This window comes from Streptomyces gardneri, assembly GCF_006539185.1.
GTDB lineage: Bacteria > Actinomycetota > Actinomycetes > Streptomycetales > Streptomycetaceae > Streptomyces > Streptomyces gardneri.
Genome location: NZ_BJMN01000027.1, coordinates 105,503 through 119,019, shown reverse-complemented (window position 1 = coordinate 119,019; position 13,517 = coordinate 105,503). Strand labels below are relative to the sequence as shown.

The following is a 13,517-nucleotide window of genomic DNA, read 5'->3' as shown; positions in this document are numbered from 1 at the left end:
GGCGTCCCGTGTGCCCAGCCTCCCCCAGAGAGGGCGCTACGGGGCCGTCACGAAGTCGATCAGTTCTTCTACTCGGCCCAGGAGCTCCGGTTCCAGGTCCTTGTAGGACGTGACCTTCGACAGGATGTGCTGCCAGGCCGCGCCCGTGTTCTCCGGCCAGCCCAGGGACCGGCACACGCCCGTCTTCCAGTCCTGGCCGCGTGGGACCGTCGGCCAGGCCCTGATGCCGACGGAGGACGGCTTCACCGCTTCCCAGACGTCGATGTAGGGGTGGCCGACCACCAGGACGTCCGGGGACGTCACCTGCGCGGCGATCCTGGACTCCTTCGAGCCCGGGACCAGGTGGTCGACCAGGACGCCCAGCCGGGCGTCCGGTGCCGGGCCGAACTCCGCCACGATCGACGGAAGGTCGTCGATGCCTTCCAGGTACTCGACGACCACGCCCTCGATCCGCAGGTCGTCGCCCCAGACCCGCTCGACGAGTTCGGCGTCGTGCCGGCCCTCCACGTAGATCCGGCCCGCCCGCGCCACGCGCGCCCGCGCGCCCGGGACGGCGACCGAACCGGAGGCCGTACGGGTGGGGCGTACCGGGGCCGCCGAGGTCGGGCGGACCAGGGTCACGACCCTGCCCTCCAGGAGGAAGCCCCGCGGCTCCATCGGGAAGACCCGGTGCTTGCCGAAGCGGTCCTCCAGGGTCACCGTGCCCGCCTCGCAGCGGATCACCGCCCCGCAGAAGCCCGTCGACACCTCCTCCACGACCAGGTCGGGGTCCGCCGGGATCTCCGGGACGGGGGCCGATTTCTTCCAAGGCGGCGTCAGGTCCGGGTTGTAGCTGCGCATTCGGGCGACGTTATGACACCGCGAAGCGCCGTGCCAGCTCCTCGCGCTGTGTCCGGACGAACGTGGCGTCCACCACCGCCCCGTGGCCCGGCACGTACACCGCGTCCTCGCCGCCCAGGGAGAGGAGCCGGTCCAGCGCGTCCGGCCAGCGGGACGGGATCGCGTCCGGGCCCGCCTGCGGCTCGCCCGACTCCTCCACCAGGTCGCCGCAGAAGACGACCTCCCGCTCCCCGGGGACGAAGAGCGCCAGGTCGTGGCCCGTGTGGCCGGGGCCGAGGTTCGCCAGGAGCACCTGTCGGCCGCCCAGGTCGAGCGTCCACTCGCCGGAGACCACGTGCCGCGGGGCCACCAGGACGTCCACCGCCTCCGCCGCCGCCGCGGCGTCGAGCCCGTGGCGTACCGCGTCCGCGCGCAGCGCCTCCCGGTCCCGCGCCCGGGCCAGGAGGTCGTCCGATCCCACCGCGCCGAAGACCTCCGCGCCCGCGAACGCCGCCGTGCCGAAGACGTGGTCGAAGTGCGGGTGGCTGAGTGCGATGTGCGTCACTCTTCGGCCGTCCGTCAAGGCCGAGATCCGTGCCCGGAGCTCGGCGCCCTCCGCGAGCGACGAGCCCGTGTCGTACAGCAGCAGCGCCTCCTCGCCCAGAACCAGGCCCACCGTGGCGTCCCAGCCGGGCAGTCGGAGCCTCCCGACTCCGCGCGCCAGCCGCTCCCACCCGTACGCTTCCCAATCGACGTCCATGGGGCGACGCTAACCGGTGCGCGCCCGCCTCCTTGCCAGGAGCGTTGTCCGCCGCCGTACACTGGCCGGGGGATTGCTGGCACTCGGGCAGGGTGAGTGCCAAAAGCGGAGCAACCGGAACGACGACGACAGCTGGAGGTGCGCACGAATGCTCAGCGAACGCAGACTCGAGGTCCTGCGCGCCATCGTCCAGGACTACGTCGGGACGGAGGAGCCCGTCGGCTCGAAGGCGCTCACCGAGCGCCACAAGCTCGGCGTCTCGCCCGCCACCGTCCGCAACGACATGGCGGTGCTGGAGGAGGAGGGGTACATCGCCCAGCCCCACACCAGCGCCGGGCGCATCCCGACCGACAAGGGCTACCGGCTCTTCGTCGACCGGCTGGCCGGCGTCAAGCCGCTGTCGACGCCCGAGCGGCGGGCCATCCACAACTTCCTCGACGGCGCGGTCGACCTCGACGACGTCGTCGGCCGTACGGTGCGGCTGCTCGCGCAGCTGACCCGTCAGGTCGCCGTCGTCCAGTACCCCTCGCTGACCCGTTCGACCGTCCGGCACGTGGAGCTGCTCGCGCTGGCCCCGGCCCGCCTGATGCTCGTGCTCATCACGGACACCGGCCGGGTCGAGCAGCGCGTCATCGACTGCCCCGCGCCCTTCGGCGAGACCTCCCTCGCCGACCTGCGGGCCCGGCTCAACAGCCGGGTCGTCGGCCGCCGGTTCGCCGACGTGCCGCAGCTGGTGCAGGACCTCCCCGAGTCCTTCGAGGAGATCGAGGACCGCGCCACGGTCTCGACCGTGCTCGCGACCCTCCTCGAAACGCTCGTGGAGGAGCACGAGGAGCGGCTGATGATCGGCGGCACCGCCAATCTCACCCGCTTCGGACACGACTTCCCCCTGATGATCAGGCCCGTCCTGGAAGCCCTCGAGGAGCAGGTCGTGCTCCTCAAGCTGCTCGGCGAGGCCAAGGAATCGGGCATGACCGTACGCATCGGGCACGAGAACGCCCACGAGGGGCTGAGCTCCACCTCGGTCGTCTCGGTCGGCTACGGTTCGGGCGGCGAAGCAGTCGCCAAACTCGGCGTGGTCGGACCGACCCGCATGGACTACCCCGGAACGATGGGAGCGGTACGCGCAGTGGCACGTTACGTCGGACAGATCCTGGCGGAGTCGTAAGTGGCCACGGACTACTACGCCGTACTCGGCGTGCGCCGCGACGCTTCCCAGGACGAGATCAAGAAGGCCTTCCGGAGGCTCGCGCGCGAGCTGCACCCGGACGTCAATCCCGATCCGAAGACGCAGGAACGCTTCAAGGAGATCAACGCCGCCTACGAGGTCCTCTCGGACCCGCAGAAGAAGCAGGTCTACGACCTCGGCGGCGACCCGCTCTCGGCCTCCGGCGGCGGTGGCGCGGGTGGCTTCGGCGCGGGTGGCTTCGGCAACTTCTCCGACATCATGGACGCCTTCTTCGGCACGGCCTCGCAGCGCGGACCGCGCTCGCGGACGCGCCGCGGCCAGGACGCCATGATCCGCCTGGAGATCGACCTCAACGAGGCGGCCTTCGGCACCACCAAGGACATCCAGGTCGACACGGCCGTCGTCTGCACCACCTGTTCGGGTGAGGGCGCCGCGCCCGGCACCTCCGCGCAGACCTGTGACATGTGCCGCGGCCGCGGCGAGGTCTCCCAGGTCACGCGGTCCTTCCTGGGCCAGGTCATGACTTCCCGGCCCTGCCCGCAGTGCCAGGGCTTCGGCACCGTCGTCCCGACCCCGTGCCCCGAGTGCGCGGGCGACGGCCGGGTCCGGTCCCGTCGCACGCTCACCGTCAAGATCCCGGCCGGTGTCGACAACGGCACCCGGATCCAGCTCGCGGGCGAGGGCGAGGTCGGCCCCGGCGGCGGCCCCGCCGGCGACCTGTACGTCGAGATCCACGAGATCCCGCACGAGACGTTCCAGCGGCGCGGCGACGACCTGCACTGCACGGTGACCATCCCGATGACGGCGGGCGCGCTCGGCACGAAGGTGCCGCTGCAGACCCTCGACGGCATCGAGGAGATCGACATCCGCCCGGGCACGCAGTCCGGCCAGTCGGTCCCGCTGCACGGCCGCGGCGTCACGCACCTGCGGGGCAACGGCCGGGGCGACCTGATCGTGCACGTCGAGGTGCAGACCCCGGGCAAGCTCGACGCGGAGCAGGAGCGGCTCCTGCGCGAGCTCGCCAAGCTGCGCGGCGAGGAGCGCCCCACCGGGCAGTTCCAGCCGGGGCAGCAGGGGCTGTTCTCGCGTCTGAAGGATGCCTTCAACGGGCGGTAGGCGCTCGGCTCCCAGCCGGTGGACAAGGGCGGTATCCGTGATTCGCGGGTACCGCCCTTTCCCCGTCCCGCCTACCGATTCGGCCCGCCGACACGGTCATGAAACGATGCCCGTATGTCCACCACCGCACTGAACGATCTCTTTCGGTTTCCGATCGTGCAGGCCCCCATGGCGGGTGGCGCTTCCTGTCCCGAGCTCGTCGGAGCCGTCTGCAAGGCCGGTGCGCTCGGCTTCCTGGCCGGCGGGTACAAGACCGCCGGAGGCCTGTACCAGGAGATCAAGCGGGTACGCGGGCTCACCTCGCGGCCCTTCGGCGTCAACCTCTTCATGCCGCAGGGCGGCCCGCACGCCGACCCCGCCGCCGTCGAGGTCTACCGGCACCAGCTCGCGGGCGAGGCGACCTGGTACGAGACCTCCCTCGGCGAGGCCGACGACTGCCGCGACGACGGCTACGACGCCAAACTGGCGATCCTCCTGGAGGACCCGGTCCGCGTCGTCTCCTTCACCTTCGGCTGCCCGACCCCCGAGACGCTCGCCGCCTTCGCCCGTGCCGGAACGTTCACGCTCGTCACCGTCACCTCCGCCGAGGACGCCGTCGCCGCCGAGCAGGCCGGTGCCGACGCCGTCTGCGTCCAGGGCGTCGAGGCCGGTGGCCACCAGAGCACGTACCGCGACGACCCGGCCGACGACGGCACCCCGGGGACCGGGCTCCTCGCCCTCGTCACCCAGGTCCGCGAGAGCGTCGCGCTGCCGATCGTCGCCACGGGCGGGATCATGCGGGGCGCGCAGATCGCCGCGGCCCTCGCCGCCGGGGCCGACGCCGCCCAGCTCGGCACCGCCTTCCTCGGCTGCCCCGAGTCCGGCGCGCACCCGCTGCACAAGCGGGCCCTGACCGATCCGCTCTTCACCCGGACCGCCTTCACCCGGGCCTTCTCCGGACGTCCGGCGCGCGGGCTCGTCAACCGCTTCGTGCGCGAGCACGGGCCGTACGCCCCCGCCGCCTACCCCGAGGTCCACCACCTCACCACCCCGCTCCGCAAGGCCGCCGCCGCCTCCGGCGACGCCCAGGGCATGGCCCTGTGGGCCGGGCAGGGTCACCGTCTCGCCCGCGAACTCCCCGCCGGGCAGCTCGTCGAGGTCCTGGCCGCCGAACTCGACACCGCACTCTCCGACCTGGCTCACAGGAGCGCCTCATGACCGCACCCGTCTTCGTCGTCGACACGATCCCCGACACCCCTCTCTTCGTCCTGGACGGGCCCGAGGGCCGGCACGCCGTCTCCGTGAAGCGGCTGAACCCGGGGGAGGACGTCGTCCTGACCGACGGCCGGGGCCGCTGGGCCGACTGCGTCGTGTCGGCCGTGGAGGGCAAGGACCGGCTGACGGTGGAGCTCTCCACCGTGTACGAGGACCCCGCGGAGGAGCCGCACGTCACCGTCGTCCAGGCGCTGCCCAAGGGCGATCGGGGCGAACTCGCCGTCGAGACCATGACGGAGACCGGTGTCGACGCGATCGTGCCCTGGGCCGCCTCCCGCTGCATCACCCAGTGGAAGGGCGACCGGGGTCTCAAGGCGCTCGCCAAGTGGCGCTCCACCGCCCGCGAGTCGGGCAAGCAGTCGCGCCGCACCCGTTTCCCCGAGGTCGCCGAGCTGATGACGACCAAGCAGGTCGCCGCTCTCCTCGCGGGCGCCGACTTCGCCGGCGTCCTGCACGAGGACCGCGAGCACGGCAGTGACGCGCTGGCCACCGTCGAACTGCCCGCGAAGGGCTCGATCGTGCTGGTCGTCGGCCCCGAGGGCGGTGTCTCCCCGGACGAGCTCGCGGCCTTCGAGGCGGCCGGGGCGAAGCCGTACCGGCTGGGCCGCAGCGTCCTGCGCACCTCCACGGCGGGTACGGCGGCGACGGCCCTCGTCCTGGCGCGCACCGGCCGCTGGAGCTGACGGCCGCTGGGGCTAGGTCTCGGCCGGCTCCGCCAGCGTGTCGTAGAGCGGCCAGGCGTCCTCCTCCCGGATGCCGTGGGCAGTGGGGAGGAGGCCGCGGGCTCCGGCCTCCTCCAGGAAGCGGCGTACGACGCCCGGCTTGTTGAGGTTCAGGATGTCGCCGCCGGTCGACGCCACGTCACCCAGGCCGAAGGGGTATCCGGCCACGATGCGGCCGGGGCCGTCCCGGAAGACCAGCCGGAGCTGGGCGTGCCGGGTCTCCGCGCGGCGCAGGGTGAGGACCGTCCGGCAGTCGGGGTGGCGGTGGCGGACGTTCCAGAGCCACACCGTGCCGTCCACCGTCAGTTGGCGCAGTGCGCCGTCCCGTCTCATCCGGCGCAGTGTACGGACGGAGATCTCGGTGGACGGCGATCTCGGTGGACGGCGATGTCGGGGGACGCCGATTTTTGCCGGAACCCGGTGGACGGCCGCCCCCGGGTCCTTCATAGGGTGGCCGCATGGCCGACGAGTCCCCTCTGATCAGCAGTCTGCGCACCGCCGTTGCCGCCGCGCCCGGTGACGTACCCCTGCGCCTCCACTTCGCCGAGCTGCTCCTTTCCGAGGGGCGCAACGAGGAGGCCGTCGCGGAGGCGGCCGTCGCCCTCCAGCACGCGCCCGGGGACGCGGCCGCCCGCGCGCTGATGATGCGGGCGATGGGCGTGCCTTCGACATCAACTCCGGAGCCGGGCCCCGCGCCGGTGCAGCCGCCTGTGGTCGAGAAGCCCGAGGCCCCGACCCAGGCCCCCGCCCCGACCGAGGCCCCCGCCCCGTCCGACCCCGCCCCCGCCTTCGACTGGGCCGCCGCCGAGCAGCAGGTCCAGGACCTCGTAGGGCCCCGCTTCCTGGAGGACCCGCAGGCCGAGGGCGGCGAGGGCGCCGCCGGGGACGCCGCGGCCTGGGACGTGGACGCCCCCGGTGCCGTACGGCTCGCCGACGTCGGCGGCATGGAGGAGGTCAGGGACCGCCTGGAGGCCGCCTTCCTCGCCCCCATGCGCAATCCCGAACTGCGCAGGCTGTACGGCAAGTCGCTGCGCGGCGGTCTGCTCCTGTACGGTCCGCCCGGCTGCGGCAAGACCTTCATCGCCCGGGCCGTCGCGGGCGAGCTCGGCGCGAACTTCCTCACCGTCTCGCTCTCCGACGTCCTCGACATGTGGATCGGGGCCTCCGAGAAGAACATCCACGACATCTTCGAGACGGCCCGCCGCCAGGCCCCGTGCGTCGTCTTCCTCGACGAGCTGGACGCCCTCGGCGCCAAGCGTTCCCGTACGCACCACAGCGGCCTGCGCAATGTCGTCAACCAGCTCCTCACCGAGCTCGACGGCATCGCGAGCGGCGCCGGCAACGAAGGCGTCTTCGTGCTCGCCGCCACCAACGTGCCCTGGGACGTGGACATCGCGCTGCGCCGCCCCGGCCGTCTCGACCGCACGCTCCTCGTGCTGCCGCCCGACGCCGCCGCCCGGGAGGCGATCCTCCGCTACCACCTGCGCGAGCGCCCCATCGAGGCCGTCGACCTCGGCAAGCTCGTCAAGGTCACGGAGGACTTCTCCGGCGCCGACCTCGCCCACCTCTGCGAGTCCGCCGCCGAGGCCGCGCTCCTCGACTCCGCCCGCAGCGGCTCCGTACGCCTGATCACCACCAAGGACCTCCTCGGCGCGGCCAAGCAGATCAAGCCGTCCACGGAGCCGTGGTTCGCCGCCGCGCGGAACGTGGCCATGTTCGCCAACGAGGGCGGGCTGTACGACGACCTCCTCGCCTACCTGAAGCGGAAGCGCAAGCTGTGACCACTCCGACCGCGCTCCTGCGCGCCGAGGCGCTGTACGACACGGGACGGTACGAGCAGGCCGGGGTACTCGTCGCCCAGCACCTGGCGACCGACCCGGAGGACGCCGACGCCCTCGTCCTGCTCGCCCGCTGCCACCACCGGGCCGGCGACGCCCCGGCCGCCCTGGCCGCCGTGGACCAGGCGCTGGGCGCCCGGTCCGAGCTGCTCATGGGCTGGCTGATGCGGGTCCAGATCCTGCTGGCCCTGAAGCGGTTCCCGGAGGCCGAGCTGAGCGCCCGGCGCGCCGTGGAACTCGCCCCGCAGTACTGGGGCAGCCACTACGCGCTCGGCACGGCCCTCGCCGAGCACGCCGAGCGCGCCCGCGCCCGGGGCCGCGCGGTCGAGGCGTACGAGGCGGCGCGCGTCGCCGTCGCCCTCGGCCCCGAGGAGGACGCGGCGCACTTCCTGGTGGGGCTGACCGCCCAGCGCCGGGGCGACCACGCCACCGCGCAGCGGGCGTACGAGACGGCCCTGCGGCTCAACCCGCAGAGCAGCGAGGCCCACAACAACCTCTCGCTGCTGCGGCTGCGGCGCCGCTGGTTCCGGCGCGGGGCCTGGACGCAGGCCGCCGAGGGCTTCGTGGCCTCCGCCGCGCTCGACCTCGACGACCGCAAGGCCCGCTACAACCTGGAGGCCATGGCCTGGAACACCGCGGCCGGGGCCCGCTGGGTGGCCCTCCTCGGCTTCATCGCCTCCGCCGTCGCCATCGCCTGGATCCCCGTCGGCGCGACCTGGTCCGACGCGGCCGTCCCGCTCCTGCTCGGCGGGGCCGTGCTCGTCGGCGCCTGGGCCGGGTGGGCGGTGTGGATGGCCCGCCGGGTGCCGCCCCGGCTGCGCCGCCCCCTGCTCCTCGTGGCACGCAACTGCCGGCCCGTGCTGTTCATGGCCGGGGCCGTCGGGCTTCTCGGGCTCTACTCGCTGGCGGAGCTCGCCCTGTGGTCCTTCGACTCGGGGGTGGTGAGCGGATTCGGGACGCCTCTGTTCTGGGGCGTGATCATCACGTACTGGGTGAGCCGCTCGGCCTTGAACCGCCGCGCGCCGAAGGACTGATCGGGCGAGCGGCCGGACGTCGAGATCATGTCGGCGGCGGCCGATAGCATGCCTGGTGGACCCATCCACAACAGCGAGGAGGCCCGGGCCATGGCCGGAGAGCCGCAGAGCGACTGCCTGTTCTGCAAGATCGCGGAAGGGGAGGTGCCGGCGACGATCGTGCGCGAGACGGAGACGACCGTCGCGTTCCGCGACATCAACCCGCAGGCGCCGACGCACGTCCTGGTCATCCCGCGCCTCCACTACCCGGACGCCGCCTCGCTGGCCGCCGCGGCGCCGACCGTCGCCGCCGACATACTGCGTGAGGCCGGAGAGGTCGCCGCGCAGGAGAAGATCGACGGCCACGGCTTCCGGATCGTCTTCAACACCGGTGCCGGCGCGGGCCAGACCGTCTTCCACGCCCACGCGCACGTGCTGGGCGGCCGCGGTCTCAACTGGCCTCCCGGCTAAGCCGTGTCCGTACGCGAACTGGTCGTCCTCGGGACCGCGAGCCAGGTCCCGACCCGGCACCGCAACCACAACGGCTACCTGCTGCGCTGGGACGGCCAGGGCATCCTCTTCGATCCGGGCGAGGGCACCCAGCGCCAGATGCTGCGGGCCGGGGTCGCGGCGCACGACCTCGACCGGATCTGCGTCACGCACTTCCACGGCGACCACTCGCTCGGCCTGGCCGGGGTGATCCAGCGGATCAACCTCGACCAGGTCCCGCACCCGGTCACCGCCCACTACCCGGCGAGCGGGCAGCACTTCTTCGAGCGGCTGCGGTACGCCACGGCCTACCGCGAGACCGTGCGGCTGACCGAGTCGCCGGTCGCCGCCGACGGTCCCCTCGCGGTCACCGAGGCGTACACCCTCGACGCGCACAGGCTCTCGCACCCCGTCGAGTCGTACGGCTACCGGGTCACCGAGCCCGACGGGCGCCGGATCCTGCCCGAGAAGCTCGCCGCGCACGGCATCAAGGGCCCCGACGTGGGCCGGATCCAGCGGGAAGGCAGCCTGAACGGCGTCTCCCTCGACGAGGTCAGCGAGGTGCGGCGCGGGCAGCGCTTCGCCTTCGTCATGGACACCCGTCTCTGCGACGGGGTGCACGCGCTCGCCGAGGGCGCCGACATGCTCGTCATCGAGTCGACCTTCCTCGACGAGGACGTCAGGCTCGCCACGGACCACGGCCATCTGACGGCCGGACAGGCCGCCGCGGTCGCGCGGGACGCGGGCGTGCGGCACCTCGTCCTGACCCACTTCTCCCAGCGCTACAGCGACCCGGGCGAGTTCGAGCGGCAGGCGCGGGCGGCCGGGTTCGACGGCGAACTGAGCATTGCCCAGGACCTCATGAGGGTCCCCGTACCGAAGAGATAGAGCACCACCCATGCACCTCCCCCAGCACCTCCCCGTGGGCCTTCCCAAGGCCGAACTGCACCTCCACATCGAAGGCACCCTCGAACCCGAGCTGGCCTTCGCGCTCGCCGCACGCAACGGCGTCACCCTGCCGTACGCGGACACCACCGCCCTGCGCGAGGCGTACGAGTTCAGCGACCTCCAGTCCTTCCTGGACCTCTACTACGGCCTGATGGCGGTCCTGCGCACCGCCGAGGACTTCACCGAGCTCGCCGACGCCTATCTGGAGAAGGCCGCGGCCCAGGGCGTCCGGCATGCCGAGATCTTCTTCGACCCGCAGGCGCACACCGCCCGCGGAGTCCCGATCGGCACCGTGATCGAGGGCCTCGGCGCCGCCCTCGACCGGTCCGAGGAGCGGTACGGGATCTCGACCCGGCTCATCATGTGCTTCCTGCGCGACGAGTCCGCCGAGTCGGCCATGGCCACCCTGGAGGCCGCGAAGCCGTACCTGCACCGGATCACCGGCGTCGGCCTGGACTCGGCCGAGGTCGGCCACCCGCCCGCGAAGTTCCGCGAGGTGTACGAGGAGGCCGCCCGGCTCGGGCTGCGCCGCGTCGCCCACGCGGGCGAGGAGGGCCCCGCGGAGTACGTCCGCGAGGCCCTCGACGTCCTCGGCGTGGAGCGGATCGACCACGGGCTGCGCTGCATGGAGGACCCGGAGCTGGTCGGCCGGCTGGCCCGCGAGCGGGTGCCGCTGACGCTCTGCCCCCTGTCGAACGTCCGGCTCCGCGTCATCGACACGCTCGCCGACCACCCGCTCCGCGCGATGCTGGCGGCCGGCCTGCTGGTGACGGTGAACTCCGACGACCCGGCCTACTTCGGCGGCTACGCGGGCGACAACTTCGACGCGGTGGAAGCCGCCCTCGCCCTGGAGCCGGAGCAGCTCCGCGCCCTCGCCCGCAACTCCTTCGAGGCCTCCTTCCTGGAGGACGACGAGCCCCGCAGGGCCCGGTACCTCGCGGAGGTGGAGGCCTACGACTTCGGGGCGTAGAGGCGAGGGGCGAGGGGCGTCAGGCGCGGCAGCGCAACAGCTCCAGCGGCGGGTTGGAGAGCATGTCCGCCCAGAACTCCTCGCCGTACTCGCGGATGCCGGCCTCGGACACCGACAGCGGGACCCACTCCAGCTCGCCGAACCCGGCCGCCTTGAGGGACCGCTCGTAGACCTCACGGCGCGGGCACGTGGTGATGATGGTGATCGGCTGCGGGTCGAGGAGGGCCGTGAGCCGCCCTCGGCTGCCCGTCTCGATCTCCTCGCCGGTCGCCTCGATGCGGAAGCCGTACTTGTCCAGGGGCGGGCCGTCGTACCGGTAGTCGGGCGTCTGGACGAGCAGGAAGAACTCCCCGCCCGGCACCAGGTTCCGGTGGATGTTGGCGCACATCCGTTCCGTCTCCGCGATGTCCCCGGCGTAGTTGAGACACTGCACGCCCAGCGCGATGTCGTAGCGCCGGTCGAGCTGCCGCAGCTCGGCCACGTCGCCGACCTCGTAGACCACGCCCAGCGGAGCGCGCTGGTCGATCTCCCGCGCGGCGGCGATCATCTCGACGGAGATGTCGACGCCGAAGACCTCGGTCGCGCCGCGCCGCTTGAACTCCCGGCTGTAGAAGCCGGTGCCGCACGCCAGGTCGAGCACCGACTTGCCGGTCACGTCCCCGACCAGGCCCAGGAAGCTCGGCACCTCCCCGTAACGCATCAGCGGCAGGGACTTGAAGCCCTCGAAGGCCTCGCCGATCTCGTCGTACTGATCCTGCACGTTCACGTGTTTCCCCCAACTACGGTTCGCCTGTGGGTGGCCACGCCGAACAGCCCTCCGGAAGAGGAGGGTTACCGGGCGGCGGTCGTGGCAGTGAGTCTGCGCCCGCGCCGTCCGGCTGTCGTATGAGCGGATCACACGAAGAAGTCGGCAGGGCGATCCTCGTATCACCCAACAAGCAGATCCACGGCGGGAGGAACGCCGCAGGTGGCAGGGGGCGGAACCGTCGCTACCCGCGGTCCGACGGACGCGCCAGACGGAAGGCCGATTTCACCGTGCGTCGGCGTGCGGCGCGGACGGGGAACTCGGTCACCGGCTGTTCCGGGGCGCCCATCTGCGGGACGAGGGCGGAGGAGGCCGAGGCCGTGCCCGCGAGGACGGCGGCGGGGGCGCCGCCGCGGCGCCGGACGGAGCCCGGGACGAGGGGGCGGCCGGAGGCGTGGCGGGCCACCGCCGTCATGGGGACCGCGACGAGGAGGAGCAGGGCGCAGAGGACCACGCCCATGCCCGTGTACCCGGCGCTCTCCGAGAGCAGGCTGCCGACGACCGGGCCGCAGGCCACGCCCAGGGAGGACGCCGAGCCGACGAGGACGGCCCAGCGGCCGCGCGGGTCGAGGGAGGCGGCCAGGCCCAGGAGGTAGGAGAGGACGACCGGGTAGACGGCGTTCCACAGGATCTCGCCGGTCGCGAAGGAGGCCAGGCTCCCGGCGGCCGAACTCAGCAGCACACAGGCGGCGATGACGGCGGTGCCCACGCCGATCGGCACCGCCCGGCCGAGGCGCGAGCCGAGCGCGCCCGCCGCGGTGACCCCCGCGAGCCCCGCGCCGAGCGCCGCCGCGAAGACCGCGCCGACGGTGACCTCGGAGAGTCCGGCCTGGGTGAGCCCGATCCGGCCGCTCACGCCCCAGAGCGCGTTCTGCGCGAGGGACCAGCACAGGATGCCGCCGGCGAGCACGGCCCCGGCCCGGCGGTAGGGCAGCGGGCCGGCGGCCGGCGCGGCCTCCCGTACCGAGCGGGTGGCGCCCGGCAGCCGGCTCGTCAGCGGCCACACCAGGGCCGCCGCGCAGGCGATGGCGAGCAGCGGGGGCGCGTGGCCCGCGCTCAGGTGCGGAAGGGTGAGGTAGAGGGCGCCCGCGGTCGCCGAGACCGTGAGCAGGCCCAGTGACGAGGCCCGGTGCGGGTCGCTCTGGCCCGCGATCCCGGCCGCGGCGACCGCCGTCGCCGTGCCCGAACCGAGGCCGCCGAGGACCGCGCCCGCGACCACCAGCGGTACGGAGTGGGTCGCGGCGGCGGAGCCGTACCCGACGGCCATGGCGAGGAGACCCGCGCGGGCCGCCGTGCGGGGGCCGATCCGCTCCCCGCGCGCGGCGAGGGTGAAGCCGGCGGTGGAGGAGCCGAGCAGCAGGACGGAGCCGACCAGGCCCGCCTGGGAGGGGCCGATGCCGAGCCCCGAGGCGAGGCGGCCGACGACGGTCGGCAGCAGGTACGGGGCGAGGTAACCGGCGGTGAAGAGGGCGACGAGGGCGACGAGGGCCCCCGAGCCGCGAGGCCGCGACGACATGGGCGTTCCCGGGAACGAAAAGGGGAGGGGTGGAGCGCCCGGTGGTGCACGGGGCACGGGGTCGCGGAACCATGTGTA

14 protein-coding genes are annotated in these 13,517 nt (G+C 73.2%); 9 read left to right on the top strand and 5 right to left on the bottom strand.

Annotation, left to right across the window (positions count from 1 at the left end; genetic code table 11):
• Positions 1 to 36: 36 nt before the first annotated feature.
• A complete protein-coding gene (locus SGA01_RS21215) occupies positions 37 to 840 on the bottom strand; it encodes a DUF3097 domain-containing protein (RefSeq protein WP_141298005.1) in 804 nt (267 codons plus the stop codon).
• Between the two features lie 10 nt (positions 841 to 850).
• The gene (locus SGA01_RS21210) at positions 851 to 1,579 is read right to left on the bottom strand and encodes an MBL fold metallo-hydrolase (protein ID WP_141298004.1); all 729 of its coding nucleotides are present in this window, start codon (positions 1,577 to 1,579) and stop codon (positions 851 to 853) included.
• 148 nt (positions 1,580 to 1,727) lie between these two features.
• On the opposite strand from SGA01_RS21210, the gene hrcA reads away from it, so the two are divergent.
• From hrcA to SGA01_RS21190, 4 genes are all read left to right on the top strand, one after another.
• Complete coding sequence (hrcA, locus tag SGA01_RS21205; RefSeq protein WP_055643517.1) at positions 1,728 to 2,747, top strand: heat-inducible transcriptional repressor HrcA; 1,020 nt, start codon at positions 1,728 to 1,730, stop codon at positions 2,745 to 2,747.
• Positions 2,748 to 3,884 (top strand): molecular chaperone DnaJ, encoded by a 1,137-nt coding sequence (gene dnaJ, locus SGA01_RS21200; protein WP_056640391.1) that lies wholly within the window; start codon positions 2,748 to 2,750, stop codon positions 3,882 to 3,884.
• 114 nt (positions 3,885 to 3,998) lie between these two features.
• Complete coding sequence (locus SGA01_RS21195) at positions 3,999 to 5,081, top strand: nitronate monooxygenase (protein ID WP_141298003.1); 1,083 nt, start codon at positions 3,999 to 4,001, stop codon at positions 5,079 to 5,081.
• On the top strand, positions 5,078 to 5,821 hold the full coding sequence (locus SGA01_RS21190) for a 16S rRNA (uracil(1498)-N(3))-methyltransferase (protein ID WP_141298002.1): 744 nt from the start codon (positions 5,078 to 5,080) through the stop codon (positions 5,819 to 5,821). Before SGA01_RS21195 ends, SGA01_RS21190 begins: the two co-directional genes overlap by 4 nt.
• Positions 5,822 to 5,833: 12 nt before the next feature.
• Here SGA01_RS21190 and SGA01_RS21185 read toward each other — a convergent pair whose 3' ends face one another.
• The gene (locus SGA01_RS21185; RefSeq protein ID WP_229917528.1) at positions 5,834 to 6,193 is read right to left on the bottom strand and encodes a hypothetical protein; all 360 of its coding nucleotides are present in this window, start codon (positions 6,191 to 6,193) and stop codon (positions 5,834 to 5,836) included.
• 125 nt (positions 6,194 to 6,318) lie between these two features.
• Here SGA01_RS21185 and SGA01_RS21180 point away from each other — a divergent pair, with 125 nt between their 5' ends.
• The 5 genes from SGA01_RS21180 (at position 6,319) to SGA01_RS21160 (ending at position 11,118) form a co-directional block, all read left to right on the top strand.
• The gene (locus tag SGA01_RS21180) at positions 6,319 to 7,641 is read left to right on the top strand and encodes an ATP-binding protein (RefSeq protein WP_141298001.1); all 1,323 of its coding nucleotides are present in this window, start codon (positions 6,319 to 6,321) and stop codon (positions 7,639 to 7,641) included.
• Positions 7,638 to 8,732, top strand: coding sequence for a tetratricopeptide repeat protein (locus SGA01_RS21175; protein WP_141298000.1), 1,095 nt, complete (start codon positions 7,638 to 7,640; stop codon positions 8,730 to 8,732). Before SGA01_RS21180 ends, SGA01_RS21175 begins: the two co-directional genes overlap by 4 nt.
• Before the next feature lie 90 nt (positions 8,733 to 8,822).
• Complete coding sequence (locus SGA01_RS21170) at positions 8,823 to 9,182, top strand: histidine triad nucleotide-binding protein (RefSeq protein WP_055643524.1); 360 nt, start codon at positions 8,823 to 8,825, stop codon at positions 9,180 to 9,182.
• A 3-nt stretch (positions 9,183 to 9,185) separates the two neighbouring features.
• Positions 9,186 to 10,088 carry a ribonuclease Z gene (locus SGA01_RS21165; protein WP_055643525.1) on the top strand — a complete coding sequence of 301 codons (903 nt, stop codon included), beginning with the start codon at positions 9,186 to 9,188 and terminating at the stop codon, positions 10,086 to 10,088.
• Between the two features lie 34 nt (positions 10,089 to 10,122).
• Positions 10,123 to 11,118: an adenosine deaminase gene (locus SGA01_RS21160; protein ID WP_141298045.1), complete on the top strand. Its 996-nt coding sequence runs from the start codon at positions 10,123 to 10,125 to the stop codon at positions 11,116 to 11,118.
• 19 nt (positions 11,119 to 11,137) lie between these two features.
• On the opposite strand, the gene SGA01_RS21155 is transcribed toward SGA01_RS21160, so the two are convergent.
• Positions 11,138 to 11,884 (bottom strand): class I SAM-dependent methyltransferase, encoded by a 747-nt coding sequence (locus SGA01_RS21155; protein WP_141297999.1) that lies wholly within the window; start codon positions 11,882 to 11,884, stop codon positions 11,138 to 11,140.
• A gap of 223 nt (positions 11,885 to 12,107) precedes the next feature.
• Positions 12,108 to 13,439 (bottom strand): MFS transporter, encoded by a 1,332-nt coding sequence (locus tag SGA01_RS21150; RefSeq protein WP_141297998.1) that lies wholly within the window; start codon positions 13,437 to 13,439, stop codon positions 12,108 to 12,110.
• Positions 13,440 to 13,517 lie beyond the last annotated feature (78 nt).